Source organism: Actinomadura meridiana (assembly GCF_039537545.1).
In the GTDB taxonomy this organism is placed as follows: domain Bacteria; phylum Actinomycetota; class Actinomycetes; order Streptosporangiales; family Streptosporangiaceae; genus Spirillospora; species Spirillospora meridiana.
This window is the reverse complement of record NZ_BAABAS010000001.1, coordinates 289796-307425: the sequence shown is the minus strand read 5'-3', so window position 1 is coordinate 307425 and position 17630 is coordinate 289796. Positions and strand designations below refer to the sequence as shown.

The window sequence follows — 17630 nt, the reverse complement described above, 5'->3', positions numbered from 1 at the left end:
GGGCGGCCGTCCTTGCCGGTCCCGCCGAGCCGGTGAGAGACTCAGCGTCAATCCCCGCAGAACGACAACTCCAGTTGTTCTCATGCCACCACGGGGGTGACTTGAACGTGGAACGTGAAGCGGAATTGGCCGTGCTGTCCGCCCTTCTCTCCGCGAGCTTGGAGGGCAGGGGCCGAGTGGCGGTGATCACTGGGCCCACCGGTTACGGCAAGACGACCCTGCTGCGGACGTTCGCCGACCATGCGAAGAAGCAGGGGGCGGTGTTCATCAGCGCCACCGCGGCGCGCACCGAGAACGGTGTTCCGGAGCTGTTCGGGCAGTTAGCACGACACCCACGGCTGCCCGCCGCGTCCGGGCCGCCGGCGCAGCTCCCCGCGGACGGCGACCCGGCCCCGTCCAGCTCGGCGCTGCACCGCATGTGGAAGCCGGTGCACGAGCTCGCCGCCGAGGCGCCCGTGGTCATCGGCGTGGACGACGTCCACCACGCCGACGAGGCGGTGCTGCGCTCCCTCCTCCACCTCACCCGCCGGCTGGAGACGTCGCCGATCGTGGTCGTGCTGACCCTGTCGTCCTGCTCGCTGGACGAGCGCGCGTCCTTCACCGCCGAGCTGCGCAGCCAGCCGCACTGCCGGCACATCCGGCTGCGGCCGCTGGCCGCGCCCGCGGTGGCCGGGATCGTGACCCGCGGGCTCGGCGCCGCCGTCCCGGACGACTGCCTGGAGTCGTTCAACCGGCTGAGCGGCGGCAACCCGCTGCTGCTCGACGCCCTGGTCGCCGACGCCCGCGCCGCCCGCCCGGCCAGGCCGCACGCGGTGGCGGGCAACGACTACGTCCAGGCCGTCTGGCAGTGCCTGCACCGCGCCCATCCCGCGGTCGTGGACTGCGCGCGGGCCGTCGCCGTGCTCGGCGGGGACGCCACGCCCACGCCCGCCCTGCTCGGCCGGATGCTCGACGCCGACCCGGCCGACATCGCGCTGGCGCTACAGAGCCTGGAGACGATCGGCCTCCTGGAGGACGGCGGCTTCCGCGACGAGGCCGCCCGCGAGGCCCTGTACGCCAAGGTCCCCGCCCGCGAGCGCGCCACGATGCACCTGCACGCGGCCCGCGCGCTGCGCGAGGACGGAGAGCCCGCCGCGCGGGTGGCCCGCCCGCTGGCCGAGGCGGGCACGGTCGGCGCCGGCTGGATGATCGACGTGCTCCGCCAGGCCGCCGACCACGAGCAGCACGACGGCGACTTCACCAGCGCCATCCGCTACCTGCGGCTGGCCCGCCAGGCCGCGAGCGCGCACGACGGGGACGAGGCCCAGCTCACCGCGGAGCTGGCCAGCACCGAATGGCAGGTCGACCCGCTCCAGGTCGTCCGGCTGCTGCCCGAGCTGCGGGCCGCCGCGGCGGCCGGGCGACTGACCGACCGCCAGACCGAGGACCTGGTCACCTACCTGCTGTGGCACGGCCGGCGGGAGCAGGCACGCGCGCTGCTCACCGGCGGCACCGACCGGCTGGCGGCGACCGGCTGGGCGTCCCGGTTCCGCTCCTGGCTGTATCCGACGCTGCTGGCCGACCTCGGCGGCGCGCCGCCCGACGACCGTTCCGTCGAGGTCGCGGTGATCACGGGCGGCGAGATGGACGACGACCTGCTCATCGCGGCCGAGCAGGTGCTGCTCAGCACCCGCCTGGACGACTCCGTCCTGGTGCCCGCCCTCACCGCGCTGGCCGTCCTCGTCTACACCGAGGGGCTGGACCACGCCGCGGCGTGGATCGACATCCTGCTGAAGGCGGCCGAGCGGCGCGGATCGCTGACCTGGCAGGCGCTGCTGTCCACCACCAGCTCGATCATCGACGTGCGGCGCGGCGACCTGCGGGCCGCCGAGGGGCACGCGCAGCGCTCCCTGGCCCTGCTGTCCAACCGGAGCTGGGGGATGGCGCTCGGCCTGCCGCTGTCCAGCTCGATCCAGATCGCCACCGCCCGCGGCCGCTACGACGAGGCGGCCAAGTTCCTGCGGGTCCCGCTGCCCGACGGCATGTTCGAGACACTGCCGGGCCTCTACTACATGTTCGCGCGCGGCCACTACCACGCCGCGATCGGGCAGCATCGGACCGCGCTCGCCGACTTCGGCTCCTGCGGCGACCTGATGCGCGACTGGGGCAACGACCAGCCCGCGCTCGTCCCCTGGCGCGGCGAGGCGGCCCGCGCCTCCCTGCGCCTCGGCCGCACCGACCGGGCCCGCACGCTCGTGGAGGAGCAGATGGCGCGGACCATGTCCTGGGACGCCCGGACCCGCGGCGCCTCGCTGCGGGTGCTGGCCGAGCTCGCCGCCCCGGACGAACGGGCCGCCCTGCTCGCCGAGGCCGTCTCCGCCCTGGAGGGGACGACCGACCGCGTCGGGCTGGCCACCACCCTCACCGAGCTGAGCCTCGCCCGGACGGCGCTCGGCGACGAGGACGGCGCCCGCGACGCCGCCCGGAGCGCCCGCCCGCTGATCAAGAAGTGCGGGCTGGAGCCGCTCGCCGCGGCGCTGCCCGGCGGCGCCCCGGACCGCGACGGCGGGGAGAAGCCGCTGCGGATCGCCAGCCCCACCACGGAGCTGAGCGACGCCGAGCAGCGTGTCGCCTCGCTGGCGGCGGCGGGCTTCTCCAACCGGCAGATCGCCAGCGAGCTGTTCATCACGGTCAGCACCGTCGAGCAGCACCTCACCCGCGTCTACCGCAAGCTCAACGTGTCCCGCCGCCCCAATCTCGCCAAGGCCCTCGGCACCCCCGCCTGACCCCGACCGTCCGACCGTCCTCCCCTCGCCCCTCGCGGGTCAGCCCGTCCGCCAGACCTGCCAGCGCGGGAGCGCCAGCACCCGCGCGACGTCCCCGTGCTGGGCGAGGCCCACCATCTCGTCCAGCAGCGCGCCGTCGAGCCGGTCGACGAGCCGGCCGCCGCCCTCGCTGAGCGTCCAGAACCTGCCGCCTTGGAAGACCAGCGGCCGCTCCCACGGGACGGTGCTCGCCGCCCGCACCTCCAGCAGGACGATCACATGGTCGCCCGCGGGCACGACCGCGGCGACGGCGCACTCCAGCCAGGCGACCGCGCCGCGCAGGAACACCGCGTCGCCGTCGCCCGCCGTCCAGTCGACGCCGTCGAACCGGCTGTCCGCCGGACCGGCGAGCGCCCGGCAGAGCGCCCCGTCACGCTCCCCGAGGACGCTCAGCCCGACGGTGCGGGCGCCGCGCACCCGCTGCCACGTCCGCGACGAGTCGGCCACGCAGACCGACACGAGCGGCGGGTCCAGCGACACCGAGGTGAACGAGCTGACCGCCATGCCCGCGACGGACCCGTCCGGGTCGAGCGCGCAGAGCCCGACCACCCCGCTGGGAAAGTTTCCGAAGACGTCGCGCAGCCCCCGCTGCCCGGCCACCGGGCGCAGCCTTGGAGGCCACGTCTCGCTCCCCACCTGCACTGTTCCCCCTCACGCAGTCGGGCCGTTGCGGGAATTCTCACGTGCGCACCGCCGCCTGCAAACCCCTGTTCTGTGCTCTCCACCACACGCCCGCACCCCCTAAGGGGTCCGGCGCCCGCCGACTTGCGTAGGGGCCACGGAACCCGGGCACCCACCCGCGCGGTCACGCTGCGACGGCGGCCCGGTACCAGCCGGACCGCCCCAGCGCTGTCGGAGCCCAGACCGCTCAGGCCCCAACCGACTTGGCCGTAGGCCCGCCCCCGCCCGAAGCTGACAGTGGTGTCCATCCCCGCCGCGTGGTGTCCCTCGACCACTACGCCACACTGCTTGGCGTGACCCCTGGCGCCCCCGCCGGGGCTGGTTATGGGTGCGGTTCTGGGAAGGCGGCCAGGAGGCGGGTTGCGGCGTTGGGCAGGGGGATCGCTTCTTGTTCTATACGGCGGAATGGGGTGGGGCCTGCGGTTGCGATCGTGTTGTAGGCGGTCGCTTCGGCTTCGGTGAGGTGTGGGAGGACCGTTGCGGACGGGCCGAGGGGGCGGCCTGACTTGTCGTGGTTCACGCCGTGCCGGGCGTAGGTGTGCAGGTCGGTGGCGTCCATCAGGATCGAGGTGACCGGTTTCGGTGGCGCGTCGTCCGGTGCGGGCTTTGCCAGTGCGGCACGGAACCGGTCGAGGATCGCGTATCCGTCCGCGTCGATGTCTCCCCAGTAGGCGATGTGGTCGGCAGCGCGGATCCACGGCACGTTCGCAAGCAGGGCCGCGGCTGCTTTGCCGCTCCCCTCGACCACGATCGTGTCCCGCACGGGTGGGAACCAGAGCCGGGAGTCGCGGTTCTCGACGACGAGAACGATTCGCGGCCGGTAGGCGACGTCGTGTGTGTCGCCGGTGGTCCACGCGTCGTGTCTGCGACGTCCCGACGCGAGGTGACCTGGGTCCACGTAGGTCAGGTGCAGCACGGCCGGACGGGATCGGACTTCGTTCCGGACGTCGCGTCCGGCGACGTCGCGCAGCAACGTGCCGTGGGTGTCGAGCCACTTGGTGTGCATGCCGGGGACCGCGAGTTGGCGTGCGGTCCATGCACTCGCGTCCGGGTTTCGACGTAACCAGGCCACCGCGCTGAGCAGTACCTCGGTGTCATCGTCGGCGAGTTGGTAGGCGGCGCGGACGGTGGCCTGGGAGAGGACGGCGCCGGTGGCGCGCAGCGACCTCGCGAGTGCGCGGGCCCGGCCGATGTCCACGGGGGGTGGCCCGGATTCGGAGACCAGGGCGACGGCGGCGTCCAGGCTCGTGACGAGCGTGGCGGGATAGTCGTCCGTCACACCCTGGACGGACACCGGCCTGCGGACGATCTCCACGCCGGTGGGACACCGGTCGGCGAACTCGCGCCAGCGCATGTGCCACTCGTGCCAGGCGGCGTGCCCGGTTCGCGCCACCGCGCTGCCGGTCGACACCCCGGGACGGAGCGGGACGGAGAAGGTGACCGGTTCGCCGATGCCGAGGTCGGCGCACACGGCCGTGGCCCACTTCCGGTGGACCTTACGACGGAGCGACTCGACCGCTTCGGCGGGGGTGACCAGCCGGGGAGTCATGCGTCGGGCACCGCCACGATGGGTTTCGCCCACGACTGTCCCTCGGTGTTCTTGAGGATCAGGTATTCGGCGTCCACGTGGGGTTCGATCGCGCTGTGCTTGTCGTTGGGGGCGCTGATGACGAGTTGGAAGCCCAGCCCGCGCCAGGCGCCGATGGCCCGGCCGGTGAAGTGCGCGTCCGCCTTGATGAGCGCCTCGTCCAGGAAGACGGGGGCGTAGCGGGGGCGTTCGGCGCCCGCGTCGCCCAACTGGTAGCGCAGCGCGGCGCCGACGATGAACGCGACCAGCTCCTGGGACTCGCCGCCGGACTTCTCCCCGATGTGGTCGTAGATCGCGACATGCTCGCCGTCGAGGTCGCATTTCTCCGCGCTGATCCGGACGTGGTTGCGTACGTCGATCAGGTCGGCGTAGTCGGGCGCGGTGCGGCGGATGCGGTCGATCACCTTCGCCATGCGGTGGTAGGCGCGTTCCCTGTCGACGTCCGTGGCCGCCTTGCCGATGACGGCGCGCACGTCGCGCAGTTCCTTGCGGAACCGGGCGCGCACCGCCGAATGGCTTTCCTGCGGGTCGATGCGCAGCCGGTGGCCGTCGTCGGCGAACGGGAGTTCGGCGAGGATCCGGTTGACCGGGTCGATCCGGTCGCGGATCTCTCGGACGGCGGCGGCGAGCTCGCTGTCCAGGCTGGTCAGGTCGTTGCCGGAGAGTTTGAGCAGGCTGTCGCGCCATTCGCTCTCCAGTTCGTGCAGGCCGCTGGTCTCCAGATCGGTGAGCAGGCGGTCGAAGTCGCGGTAGGAGTCCTCCGGTTCGGTGCCGAGATTCGGGTTCGGCCAGCGTTCGACGAACGTCGAGAACGTGTCCCGCAGCGCCTTGCGCGACCGGCCGATCTCCTCTTCCGCGGACGTCCGGTCGGCGCGCATCCGTTCGGAGCCGCGACGGTGCGCGGCGTCGAACTCCCTCAGCGCGGCAGCGGGGTCGGCGCCGTCGGGGGCGTCGTCGAACAGTTTCGCGAGGTACTCGCGGTGCTCCGCGCTCACCTCGGTGCCGGTCGCCGCCGCGGTGTCGAGTGCCCGCTGGGCGCCGTCCACCTCGTCGACGATCGACTTCCAGGACGCATCGAGGTGCTCGACCTCTCGTTTCTGCCCGCCGATGCGCTCGGTCAGGTCCTTGACCTCCTGTTTGAGCTCGTCCGCCTCCTCCTGGAGCCGGTCGATCTCCGGGTTGCCCGCGCGGACCTCGGCGATGACCTTCTCCCAGCGATCCCGTTCGGCGGAGACGGATTCGACGTCCACCTGCTCCCAGGACAGTTCGGTCACGGTTCGGTAGGCGGTGCGTCGCTCCTCGAACGAGTTGAGGGTCAGCTCCGCTTTCGCCGCTTGGGCGACGGCGTCGTCGTGGCGCTCGCGGGCGTGGCCGATGCGGGTGTCCAGGTCGGCGAGCAGCCTGGTGTTGGTGAATCCCAGCAGGTTGGCCCGGCCGTGGCCGCCGTGCGCGCCACGGCCCCCCTGCGACGTCTGGCCGGTGATCGTGAGCGCCTTCGAGTGCTGCATGAGCAGCTTGGGCGTCTCGACGCAGACGAAGTCGAAGCCGCGGACGAGTTCGCTCTTGAGCCAGGCGGTGAACGGCGACGGCCGGTAGTCGAGGCGGCCGGGAAGCCTCTTGTCGTTCAGCCCGATCTCGTCGTGCGTGCCGGTGCGGACGCCCTCGAAATGGATGCGCCTGGGAAGCTTCACCGTGTTGATCGCCTCGCGGAACGCGTTCAACCGCCCGATGTCGATCAGCATCCGGGTGGCGAACCCGCCGAGCGCCAGGTTGAACGCCTCCCGCCACGGTTCGAACTCCGTGCGCACCTCGATCAGTTCGCCGACGAACGGCAGGTCGTCCGGGGTGAGCCCGGCTGCGTCGGCCAGGAGGTCACGGGCGGTGTGCAGGTCGGTGGGGATGTTGCCCCGGCGGGCTTTGACCGCCGTGTGCTCGGCGCGCAGGTCGGCCAGTTCGCGTTGGGCGGTCGTGGCCTCCGCCGAAGCCCTGGCGAACTCGTTCTGGGCGGCCTTCCTGGCCTGGGAGTCCGCCAGCGCCCGGCGCGCCTTGTCGACCAGCGCGGCGAAGTCGTCCCCGGTCGAGACGGTGACGCCGATGGTTTCCAGGGCCCGGTCCAGACGCTCCCGTCCGCGTTCGACGTCGGCCAGCCGCCGCTCCACGTTGCCGATCTCCCGGAGCGCGGTCTCCAGCCGGTCGCCGCCGGACGCGCGCAGGGTCTCCAGCAGCGCGTCCCGCCGGGACTCCGCCACGCCGACCAGCGCGGCCGTCTCCCGCACCTCCTGCTCGGCCCTGCGGCGCCGCTCGCTCAGGTCCCCCTCCGTCGCGCGCAACAGGTCGAGCCGGCGTTCGTACCGCCACAGCGCCGCGGGGGACGCCGGGTCGGTGAACGATCCAACGGCTTCGATTACCCGCAGGCGCGCCGCCGAGTCGTCGATGGCCTTCCGGTACTCGCGGATCGGGGTCAGCGCCCGCACCTGCCGGCGGGCGGTGATCATTCGCTCCCGGGTGCCGGACAGCTCGTCGAACTGCTGCACCACCTCGTCCGCCGTCGTCAGGGTGGACGGCTCCTCCAGGACCATCGTCTTGTACAGCGCGTCGACGGTGGTGATCTGCTGGCCGGCCTGGATCCTGCCGAGCAGCCCGACCGCCTTGTGCCCGTCCCCGGCGGCGCCGATGCCGAGCGTGGTGTGCAGCCGGGCGGTGAAGTCGCGGTCGGTGCCGAAGCACGTCAGCCCCGTCGCGTTGACGGCCTCGCGGGCGAACCTGCCGCCCGCCGGGCCGTCCAGCTCGCGCAGGTCGTAGGCGTCGTCGCGGACGGCGCGGACCACCACGACGTCCTCGAGGGTGCGCGCGGACGACGGCACGTACCAGGCCCGGAGCGCGGTGAACATCACGCCGCTCCGGTCCACCCAGGTCATCGCGATCGCCGACCAGGTGTCGCGGGCGTCCCCGCGCAGCACCCGCACCCTCGTCTCGCCGTCCGTCCGCGACTCGTCGAGCTTGCCCCGCGCGTAGGAGAGGATGTTGCGCTGGTCCTTGCCCCGTGGTCGGCCGACGACCCCGCCGTTGGACGCCCCGTTGAACGGCGTGGTGTGCGGCATCAGCAACGCGATGTAGGAGTCCATCAGCGTCGACTTGCCCGACCCTGAACCGCCGCTGAACAGCGTCGCCCCCGGGGCGAACCGGATGCGGTGATATCCGTCGTAGCCGCCCCAGTTGACCAGTTGCAGGTCCCCCGCCACCCACTGCTGCCCGCGCGACGCCGCCGGGATCAGCCCGAACAGTGTGTCGATCATGCTCATAGCGCGGCCTCGCCGTTCTGTTCTCGCAGCCACCCGCTCAGCTCGGTGAGCTTCTCGGTGCTCAAGACGACCTCGACCAGCGGCGTGATCCGGTACCGGCCCGCGGACTCCTCCGCGAGCAGGCCCTCGCTGGACAGCCGCTGCACCGCGTTGCGGATGTCGCGCTGGCCGCGGGCCAGGTTGTGGTCGTCTGGATCGAAATAGGTCAGCACGGTCTGTTCCAGCTCTTCGATGTCGACCCGCGCGGACGTCTCCCCGGTGCCGCGTTCCCGTTGGAAGACGGTCCGCAGATGGACCAGGACGAGAGTCTCGGCGCGGCTGTAGGGGTCGTCCTTCAGGAGGATTGGCACGTCCGTCTCCGCCGAACGCACCTGCTGCTTGTAGGCGATTCCCCGGTCGTGGTCGACGACGAGCCGGACGAACAGGTCGTGCAACCGCGACTCGATGAGCTGCTGGTTCTCCAGCAACGTGCGCCACTGCCCCGGGTTCTTCTCGGCCAGCAGGAACCTGCGTTGCAGCAGCCGTACCAGCAACCGTCGCACGTCCACGTCCAGCGTGCCGGTGTCACCGGCGAACAGTTCGGACGGGTCGTCCTCCATCGCCACCGGGTCGATGAAGCCCGCCGCCTCGCCGGTCGACCAGTCCTCGTCCGCGCCGTCCGGTTCACTCACCGTCGTTCCCCGGCCTCTCGTCCACGGCGCCGGACGCCTCCGTCGTGCGGGACGCCGCCGGGTTCGCCGCCAGCACTCCGCCGAACGCGAGGCGCCGCCGGGTCTGGTCCGGCCGGACCGCGTCGACCACCGCGACCTCGGCCGTGTCGGTCATGCCGAAACCATGAGCGATCTCCAGCAGGCCGAGCAGATCCACCGGCCGCCGTATCCGCTCGGCCGCCGCGCGGAACGCGGCCGCGACGTCGACGCCGTCCGCGTCCCCCGCGAACGCCGCCAGATGCGCGTGCAGTTCGGCGTACTGGGGACCGCCCCATGCCCTGGTGTCCGCGTCCGGCATGTCCTCCCCTTCGTCCCATTCCCGCAGCGGCGTGGGCGGCTCGGGCGGACGCAGGTCGCTCAGGGACCGGCGCAACTGCCGCACCTCGGCCACCGGCAGGCGGCGCAGCGGGGCGACGACCGTGCCACGGCGCGACCTCGGCACCCAGATGTGGAACCCCGACATCACGTCCCGCAGCAGTTCGTCCACCTGGCGGTCGCGCATCGGGTCATGGTCGCGCACCTGGGTGGTGATGACGTGCGACGCCTGCCGCTGCGCGGCCAGCACCTCCTTGACGCCCTGCTCGATCCGGCGTGCGATCTCGGCGAGTTCCCGCCGTCGCGGCTCCGGCATCAGCTCGGTGAACCTGTGCCGCAGCACGGTCCGCAGCAGGTTCCACAGGTCGTCGATCTGCGCCGGGTCGCCGATCAGACGCAACGCCCCGGCGAACGCGCGGCCCTCCGGCGTCGCGTCCATGATCTGCCGACCGCGCTCCAGATACTCGCGCAGCACCTCCCCGGTCGGCCGCACGTCCTGCCGCAGGTCGGCGACGACGTCCCGCTGCATGGCCTTGATCGACTCGGCGACGCGGGCGAAGTCAGCGGGCAGCTCCCGCGCCAGATGAAGCACGTTCTCCGCCGCTTCGAGCAACTGGTCGTCGCCGACGGTGTCGACGATGCCGCCCCGTTCGAGATGGTCGAGTTCGCGCTGACGCTGGTCGATCTCCGTCTGGAGCCGCGCCATCCGGGCCATCACGTCCGGGTCCGCGTCCTGCGCGAGCCGCTCGACCGCCTCCAGCAGCGTCCGGACCCGGGACTCCGACACCCTCGTCCGTCCACCGCCGACCCTGCCTGCCACTTCGAGGGCGCCGACGCCGTGCGCGGACAGCCGGTACACCTCGACGTCATCAGAGACCTGCCGCACCAGCCAGCCCGCGTGCACCCACTGCCTGCACAGGTCACGGGCGTTCCCCGCGGGCAACGGCTGGTCGCCCTCGTCGCCGTATCCCGCCGCCCGCAACCGGTCGAGGGCGTCGGCGATCTCCGCATGGGCATCCGCCACCGCCACCGTCGGCCGCTCCGGCGTGAACATCATCGCCAGCACCGTCACCACGAACGGCGCGTAGGTCCGGTGGAGCAGATCGAGCATCGGGTTCTGGAACGCCCGAAGCGCACCCTGATATGCGCCCTCCACGCCTCGTTTTCCCATCGCCGACCAGCGTACGACCTGTGGCTCGGCGCCATGCGTCCAAGAGCGCAAGAGCGGCACCTCGATGCTGGGCGTCAACTGCGGTTCGCCAACCCTGTTCTGTCCCGCTCACCTGCACGAACACGCTTCTCGACACCCACCGGCGGCACCATGACCACACACGAGGCCACGCGGCACGCTTGTGACAGTGGGATGGACGGACGCCCGGTTGCTGGACGCGCGTAGGTGTGGGCGCGACGCGGCGGCGCACGTTCCGCTGTCCGCGCCGCGCTACTCGCCGATCTTCTTCGAGTACAGCGTGATGGTGGCGTCGGCCTTGACGAGCGTGCCGGCCGAGGGGGTCTGACGGACGACGACCCAGTTCCGGTCCCGGCTCCTCCCCATATCCGTCGGACGACGCCTCGTCCGAGCCGCCGGACGACGAAACGCCCAGTTATGACACTCCTACCTACGACCCACCGACGTACGACCCGCCGACGTACGACCCGCCAGACGGTGGCGGCGGCGGAGGGCAGATCTGTACGTGCAACAAGGTCTGCACCTGCATTCCCGTCTGTCAGGCGCACCGGCTGCTGGACCCCGATCCGGTCGTCCGGCGGATGGCGGAGATCGTCGTGGTGGCCATGGGCCTACGTGAGCAGAGGTACCTGCGCTGGGCCGCAGACGAGGCGCCTCCTCCTTTGCGCGCGCGCATCGAGGAACTCGTCGCCGAACTGGTCGGCGGACGCCGCTTGGAGCCCGACGATCTGGCCGACCCCGGCTGCGAACCCTACCTCACGTCCGGTGAGCGGGTCGTCGCCATGATGGCGGCGCAGGTCCTCAGCCTCCGCGCGCTGTTGCTCGGAACGGGGCTGACCGGCATCACCGCAGACCACGCGGCGAAGGCGCTGACCGCCGGACGCGCCCTTCACCTCGAACGTGCACCCGCCTGGAGTCATTGAGGCGCTGGCATGTTCGTTTCAGGGCGTCGCGCCCGATCCGACTGCCCGGCGAGGTTCGGCGAGGGCGTGGTGGAGGTGGTCGGCGATCCAGGTGGTGTACTCCTGCTCGCTCCAGCCACGTGTTCGGACGAGGGATCGGTAGTGGGCGGGGTCGTTGAACATCCAGACGACGTCCACGGCGTGCTCGTGATCTAGGCCCTGCGGCAGGGGGGTCAGTTCCTCGAACCGGTCGATGACCATGGCGGCTCCGGCGCGCCGGTTGCGCTGCGTCGTCTCCCACAGGGCGGCCAACTCGGGACCTTCGTCGGCGGCCTGGCGCACCACCTCGAAGACGTCCGCGGCACGGCCGCCGATCACGCGGCAGACCTCGGCGTAGGCGTGCAGGACCGCCTCGGGCGTCCGCCCCTCGCGGACCGGCCGGAACCAGGGGCGCTCGGCGACCGGCACCGGCTCGTCGTCGCCCGCCAGCGCCTGGTCCACCACCTCCTGGAGCAACGCGGCCTTGGACCCGAACGCGGCGAAGGCGGTCGGGCGCGCCACCGAGGCGTCCGCGGCGATGTCGGCGAGGGAAGTGCCCGCGTAGCCGCGGGCGATGAAGAGCCGGGTCGCCGCCGCGACGATCGCCCGCCGGGTCTGCCTGGCCTGCTGGTCACGCAGCGGCGAGTCGTAGCGGCGCCGTCCACGGCCTGCCGAACTGCTGTTGACGCCCATAAACCGGCATACTAGCGTCTTATTGACTAGACAGCGTCTCACCAAATTGGAGGCGGCCATGGCGTCCGTCGATCGTCCGTACGTCCTGGGAAGCGATGAGGGACGGGCGATGTGGTTCCTCGGCAACCTCGTCACCGTCAAGGCCGCGGGAGCGCAGACCCGGGGTCGGCTCACCGTGGCCGAGTTCCTCAACCCGGCCGGGTTCACTCCGCCCCTGCACCGGCACCTGGAGGAGGACGAGATGTTCTACGTCCTGTCCGACACGGCCCGCTTCCTGTGCGACGGGGAGGAACTCACGGCCCGACCTGGAGACTTCGTCCTTCTGCCGGTCGGCCTGCCCCACACGTTCGTCGTCGGCTCGGAGGAACCGCTGCGCTGCCTGCAAATCAGCACACCGTCCGGCTTCGAGGACTTCGCCGCCGACGTCGGCACACCGGCCCTCGAACGCCGCCTCCCCGACCCCGGACCGATCGATCCCGCCGCCCTCGGCCACACCGCCGCACGCCACCACATCGAGATCCTCGGGCCGCCGCCGACTCTTCAGCCATAGGTTGTCGCTTCGAGCGTCACGTGACCCAGCGTCCTGACCAGCGCAATCGTGCGGGTTGGCTACTGGTGCCGGGACGCTCATCGCGGGGTGGCTGGTCCAAGGCGTCGGCGCGGCGCTTGCTGCTTCGGCGTTCGTCGCGGCTGTGGCGCCTACCTGTCCACCCGTGCGCGGGCGATCACGAAGGCGTCTCCAGTCGGCGAGACACTGTCCGGCGCGGGCGGGGTGTGGCTTGCTCGGGAGCTCACGGTGGGTTGGTCAGGGGAGGCGTACTTTGGGGGCTGGACGAGGGCCTTCCAGTTCGGCGCGGATCGCTTCCTGGGAGGTTTGGACCTGGGCCTGTCTGGTTTCCTGGCCCAGTTGGCGCCAGATGGCGACGCTCGCTTCCCCGTGGTCCAGGGCTTCCTGGAGTCGCCCGAGTCGCCAGGCGGCGTTCATCAGTTCTTGTAGGGCCGCCGCCTCCTGGAAGGGGAACGCCAGTGCGCGGCTGGCGGAGAGCACGGTGCGGAAGTCCTCGATCGCCTCGTCCGGACGGCCGAGCGCCAGTTTGACTCGTCCACAGTTGATCGTCAGCGCCTGCCAGGCGTACGGCTGGCCTCCGACCCGGTCCACGAGCGCCAGCGCGCGCTCGTACCACGGCAACGCCTCCTCGGGGCGTTCGATCCCGGTGCGGTAGAGGCTGCCGATGTTGTTGAGGACCTCCAGGTGCGCCGACCAGTTTCCGGAACTCTCGCTGGCCGCCAGGCTCTCCTGGAAGATCCCGAGCGCCTCCTCGTCGTGCCCCCTGGCGTGGGCGAGGAGGGCGGAGACGTTGAGGAGACGGTCCAGGATGGCTGTTTCGCCTCCCTCGTGGGCGACCTGGATGCCGCGGTGGATCTGCGCTTCGCCGTCGTCGAACCGGTCGACCTGCCAGAGTCCGCCGCCGAGCATGTACCGCGCGCGGGCCTCGGCGGGGAGCTCGCCGCGGGCCCGTGCGGCGTCGGCGACCTCGGCGGCGGGACCGTTGAGCCGCGGCCACAGGAACGCCAGGTCGCCCACGGGGTCCAGGGCGACCAGCAGGTCGGCGGCGACCGCGATCGGCAGGCGGGGGTCCGCGGCGACCTTGCGGATGATTCCCACGATGCCGTCGAGTTCGTCCAGCACCCAGGTGTGTCCTTCGGCCAGGTCGGCGAAGGCCAGCCCTTCCGAGTCGGTGGCCGCCAGCGCGTCGGCGAGTGTGCAGCCGCTGCGTTCCAGCCGGTAGACGTTACGCGCGGACGCGAGGTAGTGGTTGAGGACGCGGCGCAGGGCCTCGCTCCGGTCCGCCTCGGAGTCCTCTTCCCGGGTGAGGTGGGCGGCGTAGGTGCGCAACAGGTCGTGGAAGCGGTATCGATCCACGGCGCGTTGTTGCAACAGGTGCATGTCCAGGAGGTTCTCCAGGATCTGTTCGGCCTCCTGGAGCGGGATGTCGGCGATCTTTGCGGCGACGCCCGCGTCGAAGTCGGTGGACGGGTGCACGCTCAGCAACCGGAACAGCCGCTGCTGGGCGGGCGCGAGGTGCCGGTAGGAGAGGGCGAACGCGACGGCCACGCTGCGGTCTCCGGTGGACAGTTCGCCCAGCCGTCGTCGCTGGTCGCCCAGGCGTTCCGCCAGGTGGGCGAGGGTCCAGGTGGGACGGGTGCGGAGCCGCGCGGCCGCGATCCGGACCGCCAACGGCAGCAGGCCGCACAATCGCACCACCTCGTGGACGGCCTCCGGTTCGCTGGCGGCGCGAGCGTCACCGGCGATCCGGGTGAACAACGCGGCGGCGTCGGCGGGCGGCAGCACCTCCAGGGACAGCGTGAAGGCGGCCTCGAGGTCGGTGAGCTGGCGGCGGCTGGTGATCAGCACCAGTGTTTTGGGGCTGCCGGGCAACAGCGGCCTGACCTGCTCGGCGGAGGCGGCGTTGTCCAGGACGATCACCGCCTTGAGACCGGCCAGTTCGTCCCGCCACAGCCCGGCCCGCTGGTCCGGGTCGTCGGGGATCCGCTCCCCCGGCACGCCCAACGCGCGCAGGAGCGCGTCCAGCGCGGCGGCCACGGTGGTGGGTTCGTCGTCGGCCGTGTGCGCCTTCAGGTCGATGAACAGTTGCGCGTCGGGGTAGCGGTCGACCAGTTGGTGCGCGGTGTGCACCGCCAGCGCGGTCTTGCCGATCCCGGCCATCCCGTCGATAGACCTGATCACCACCGCGGTGCCGGTCTCCCCCTCGTCCGGCAGGGCCGAGACGAGCCGGCTCAGTTCGGTGGCGCGGCCGGTGAAGTCAGGGACGTCGCGGGGCAGTTGCTGGACGCGCTTGGCCCGCGCCGGTGGCGGCGCTTCCAGATCGGGGTCACTGGCCAGGATCTGTTGATGCAGTTGTTGCAGCTGGTCGCCCGGGTCCAGGCCCAGTTCCTCGGCCAGCGTTCCGCGGATGTCGTGGAAGACCTGCAACGCCTCGGCCCGCCGACCGGCTCGGTGCAACGCGAGCATCAGTTGCCCGGCCAGCCGTTCCCGTAGCGGGTGCGCGGCCACCTGTTCGGTCAGCTCGCTGATCACGCTGTGGTGCCGTCCGAGGCCGAGTTCCAGCTCGATGTCCTCTTCCAGCGCCGCCGTTCGCCGTTCCTCCCAGCTGGTGACCTGCGGCTCCAGCGCCGGGCAGTCGAGGCCCGCGAGCGCCGGTCCCCGCCACAGGCCCAGGGCCGCGCGGAACTCGGCCACCGCCTCCCCCGGTTCCTGGTCGGCGGCGAGCTGGCGGGCACGCCTCACCCGGCGGTCGAACACGGCGGAGTCGAGGGCGTCCTCTCCGACCTCCAGCCGGTACCCGGCTCCGGCCGCGACGAGTTCGGACGATACGTCTTCGGCGAGGAGCCTGCGCAGGTCGGACACCAGATTTCGGACGCGTTTCTCCGCGGTGGGGGGTGGATCCTGCGGCCACACCGCGTCCACTAGACGGCTCAGCGGCACCACCTGGCCCGCGGACAGCAGCAAGGCGGCCAGCACCTTCTGCGGCCCGGCGCCCCGCAGCGGCAGCTGCTCCCCACCGGTCCAGACCTCCAACGGGCCCAAGATCTTGAATTCTCCGGCCATACGACATCAACTCTCGGCATCCCAGCAGGCAAGGTCGAGCACCACCCAACTCGACACCGACGCCAGATGCAACACGGGTACAAACAAGTGCCGCCGCAGGCCAATGAACTCACAATTCATATATGTGGCCGGGATTCACCGTCCGTTTCTTCCTTTAACGCCATCTTGTGACAGCGGGAACGGCAGTTCTGGACATGGACACAAATTGCACTTTAATTTCACACCGCTCCCGCAGGTCGACGGAACCACGTGAGCGTGGATCACCTCCAATTCGACAGTAAATACAACGGCCGGAGACTGAAGAGGATTATTTGGCGATTCCACGCTTGGCGTCCCGTGCGAGATCGGCGTGAGAGCGTTCGAGTCCCTCCCAGCGGGCGTGCCCAGATGCGCTCGCGGTCGTGTAGCCTCCCAGGGCGTCAGCGGAGAGCACATTTGATGCGACGCAGTTTCGAGGGGCACCTTTGCGCGGGACGTGGGCGGGTCTTTATTTCGAGTAGCTCCGCAGCCCTTCGTACTCGACCCTTGCCGATACTGATCGCGTCATCGAGCGACATCTTCAAAGGGAGCCCGAAGAGGTCGATGATTTTGTCGATACGCTGACGGATCGTGCCGCCGACCACCAGGTAGGGGATTTTCAGTTCGTTGAGGGTCTGGACGAACAGCTCGTCGGACAGCTTCCGGAACTCCTCGGAGACCGGGCCGTGCCCGTCCGGGACGAGTGGGAACTCCACCGGCAGATGGATGTAGCCGTCACAGGAGCTCTTCGCATAAGCCTTGGCCACCGTCCCGTACGCTTCCATGTACTGCCTGTACACCCTGCGACGAGGCAGGCCAGCGACGCTCTTGAGCAGCTTCTCCGGCAGCACCGGGCCCGGATGGACGCCGATCTGCATCCGGACGACACCGTAGATCCACTCGTGGATAACGGACCCGTCGGCGATGAAGGAACCGGACCGAGTGGCTTCCTTGTGCATGCGTTCTTCCAGCCTCCGCATGCCCAGGGTCGACAGCTCACTCGCCGACAGTTCCGCCAGCTGGTTTCCTGGCACCAGGTCGTGCAAGAACTCGTGCGCGGTCATGGCACGTGCGAGCGGGATGCCCGTGGCAATGGACAGCACCTCAGCCGTGGTCGACTTTCCGGTCGAGCGAGTTCCGGAAACTACAAGCCTCAGTTCGTTCTCGAACACGGTCACTCCTTGAAGGGTTGGCGCGTTTCAACTTCAGGAGACAACATCTGGGCAAACGAGGAAGATCCCTACTAACCGGTTCGTTGAGTGCTTATCCTGCTAGTTATCCATCGCTTATCACTCATCGAAGCCGCCCATGGCCAGTCAGTGTTCACGGCGGTTTCGCGCGGGGTCGAAATCGGTAGGTAGCGCGTCGGACACGCCATGGAGAAATGGCGCATCCAGCACGCGAACAGGGGTGAAGCAGCGTTCGGGAATCGCAGCGACAGTGATGTCGAGCACACCCACACCCGACTCCACTGTTACAGCTTCAGGCCATGCGCATGGACAATGTGACGCTCTTTGAGCATCACGTCCAATACGGCAGGAGCCGCCCTCCCCGTCGCTTCGATTCACTCCCATGCCCCTGGACTACTCGTCGTACGCCTGCGCCCCCGTATGGGTAGGCGTCTCTCAATGAGTAGCTTGCGGGAGGCCGTCCATGCCTGTTCCATGCCCGGTCCATGCGGCGTCCGGGAACGGCATCGGTGCAGCGTAACGACCTGCCCAGAGCCGCCCGCGCCCGCGAGGGTTCAGGGACGGGGGT

The 17630-nt window shown here is 70.6% G+C and carries 13 protein-coding genes; 4 read left to right on the top strand and 9 right to left on the bottom strand.

Features of this window, described 5'->3' with window-relative positions; all coding sequences use genetic code 11:
* The first annotated feature begins 107 nt into the window (after nucleotides 1-107).
* A complete protein-coding gene (locus tag ABD808_RS01445) occupies nucleotides 108-2765 on the top strand; it encodes an AAA family ATPase (RefSeq protein ID WP_344888270.1) in 2658 nt (885 codons plus the stop codon).
* A 39-nt stretch (nucleotides 2766-2804) separates the two neighbouring features.
* Here the strand turns inward: ABD808_RS01445 and ABD808_RS01440 are convergent, their stop codons facing one another.
* The 5 genes from ABD808_RS01440 to ABD808_RS01420 form a co-directional block, all read right to left on the bottom strand.
* Nucleotides 2805-3404 carry a flavin reductase family protein gene (locus ABD808_RS01440; RefSeq protein ID WP_344888267.1) on the bottom strand — a complete coding sequence of 200 codons (600 nt, stop codon included), beginning with the start codon at nucleotides 3402-3404 and terminating at the stop codon, nucleotides 2805-2807.
* A 403-nt stretch (nucleotides 3405-3807) separates the two neighbouring features.
* Nucleotides 3808-5034 carry a Wadjet anti-phage system protein JetD domain-containing protein gene (locus tag ABD808_RS01435; protein ID WP_344888264.1) on the bottom strand — a complete coding sequence of 409 codons (1227 nt, stop codon included), beginning with the start codon at nucleotides 5032-5034 and terminating at the stop codon, nucleotides 3808-3810.
* The gene (locus ABD808_RS01430; RefSeq protein ID WP_344888261.1) at nucleotides 5031-8375 is read right to left on the bottom strand and encodes an ATP-binding protein; all 3345 of its coding nucleotides are present in this window, start codon (nucleotides 8373-8375) and stop codon (nucleotides 5031-5033) included. Before ABD808_RS01430 ends, ABD808_RS01435 begins: the two co-directional genes overlap by 4 nt.
* Nucleotides 8372-9046 (bottom strand): DUF4194 domain-containing protein, encoded by a 675-nt coding sequence (locus ABD808_RS01425; RefSeq protein WP_344888258.1) that lies wholly within the window; start codon nucleotides 9044-9046, stop codon nucleotides 8372-8374. Before ABD808_RS01425 ends, ABD808_RS01430 begins: the two co-directional genes overlap by 4 nt.
* Nucleotides 9039-10571: a DUF3375 domain-containing protein gene (locus ABD808_RS01420; RefSeq protein ID WP_344888255.1), complete on the bottom strand. Its 1533-nt coding sequence runs from the start codon at nucleotides 10569-10571 to the stop codon at nucleotides 9039-9041. Before ABD808_RS01420 ends, ABD808_RS01425 begins: the two co-directional genes overlap by 8 nt.
* A 187-nt stretch (nucleotides 10572-10758) precedes the next feature.
* On the opposite strand from ABD808_RS01420, the gene ABD808_RS01415 reads away from it, so the two are divergent.
* Complete coding sequence (locus ABD808_RS01415; RefSeq protein WP_344888252.1) at nucleotides 10759-10917, top strand: hypothetical protein; 159 nt, start codon at nucleotides 10759-10761, stop codon at nucleotides 10915-10917.
* A 253-nt stretch (nucleotides 10918-11170) separates the two neighbouring features.
* A complete protein-coding gene (locus tag ABD808_RS01410) occupies nucleotides 11171-11512 on the top strand; it encodes a hypothetical protein (RefSeq protein WP_344888249.1) in 342 nt (113 codons plus the stop codon).
* An 18-nt stretch (nucleotides 11513-11530) separates the two neighbouring features.
* Here ABD808_RS01410 and ABD808_RS01405 read toward each other — a convergent pair whose 3' ends face one another.
* Complete coding sequence (locus tag ABD808_RS01405) at nucleotides 11531-12223, bottom strand: TetR/AcrR family transcriptional regulator (protein WP_344888247.1); 693 nt, start codon at nucleotides 12221-12223, stop codon at nucleotides 11531-11533.
* 58 nt (nucleotides 12224-12281) lie between these two features.
* On the opposite strand from ABD808_RS01405, the gene ABD808_RS01400 reads away from it, so the two are divergent.
* Nucleotides 12282-12773 (top strand): cupin domain-containing protein, encoded by a 492-nt coding sequence (locus ABD808_RS01400; protein WP_344888245.1) that lies wholly within the window; start codon nucleotides 12282-12284, stop codon nucleotides 12771-12773.
* A gap of 255 nt (nucleotides 12774-13028) precedes the next feature.
* Here ABD808_RS01400 and ABD808_RS01395 read toward each other — a convergent pair whose 3' ends face one another.
* The 3 genes from ABD808_RS01395 to ABD808_RS01385 all read right to left on the bottom strand — a co-directional run bounded on the left by ABD808_RS01395 (nucleotide 13029) and on the right by ABD808_RS01385 (nucleotide 17332).
* Entirely contained in the window at nucleotides 13029-15824 is a 2796-nt protein-coding gene (locus ABD808_RS01395) for an AfsR/SARP family transcriptional regulator (RefSeq protein ID WP_344888241.1), read from the bottom strand.
* Between the two features lie 449 nt (nucleotides 15825-16273).
* Complete coding sequence (locus tag ABD808_RS01390; RefSeq protein WP_344888237.1) at nucleotides 16274-17044, bottom strand: AAA family ATPase; 771 nt, start codon at nucleotides 17042-17044, stop codon at nucleotides 16274-16276.
* Between the two features lie 144 nt (nucleotides 17045-17188).
* The gene (locus ABD808_RS01385; RefSeq protein WP_344888232.1) at nucleotides 17189-17332 is read right to left on the bottom strand and encodes a hypothetical protein; all 144 of its coding nucleotides are present in this window, start codon (nucleotides 17330-17332) and stop codon (nucleotides 17189-17191) included.
* Between the last annotated feature and the right edge of the window lie 298 nt (nucleotides 17333-17630).

Coding starts and splice junctions, on each gene's coding strand:
- ABD808_RS01430 (WP_344888261.1), bottom strand. CDS start 8,375: ATGAGCATGATCGACACACTGTTCGGGCTGATCCCGGCGGCGTCGCGC.
- ABD808_RS01405 (WP_344888247.1), bottom strand. CDS start 12,223: ATGGGCGTCAACAGCAGTTCGGCAGGCCGTGGACGGCGCCGCTACGAC.
- ABD808_RS01435 (WP_344888264.1), bottom strand. CDS start 5,034: ATGACTCCCCGGCTGGTCACCCCCGCCGAAGCGGTCGAGTCGCTCCGT.
- ABD808_RS01400 (WP_344888245.1), top strand. CDS start 12,282: ATGGCGTCCGTCGATCGTCCGTACGTCCTGGGAAGCGATGAGGGACGG.
- ABD808_RS01410 (WP_344888249.1), top strand. CDS start 11,171: ATGGCGGAGATCGTCGTGGTGGCCATGGGCCTACGTGAGCAGAGGTAC.
- ABD808_RS01420 (WP_344888255.1), bottom strand. CDS start 10,571: ATGGGAAAACGAGGCGTGGAGGGCGCATATCAGGGTGCGCTTCGGGCG.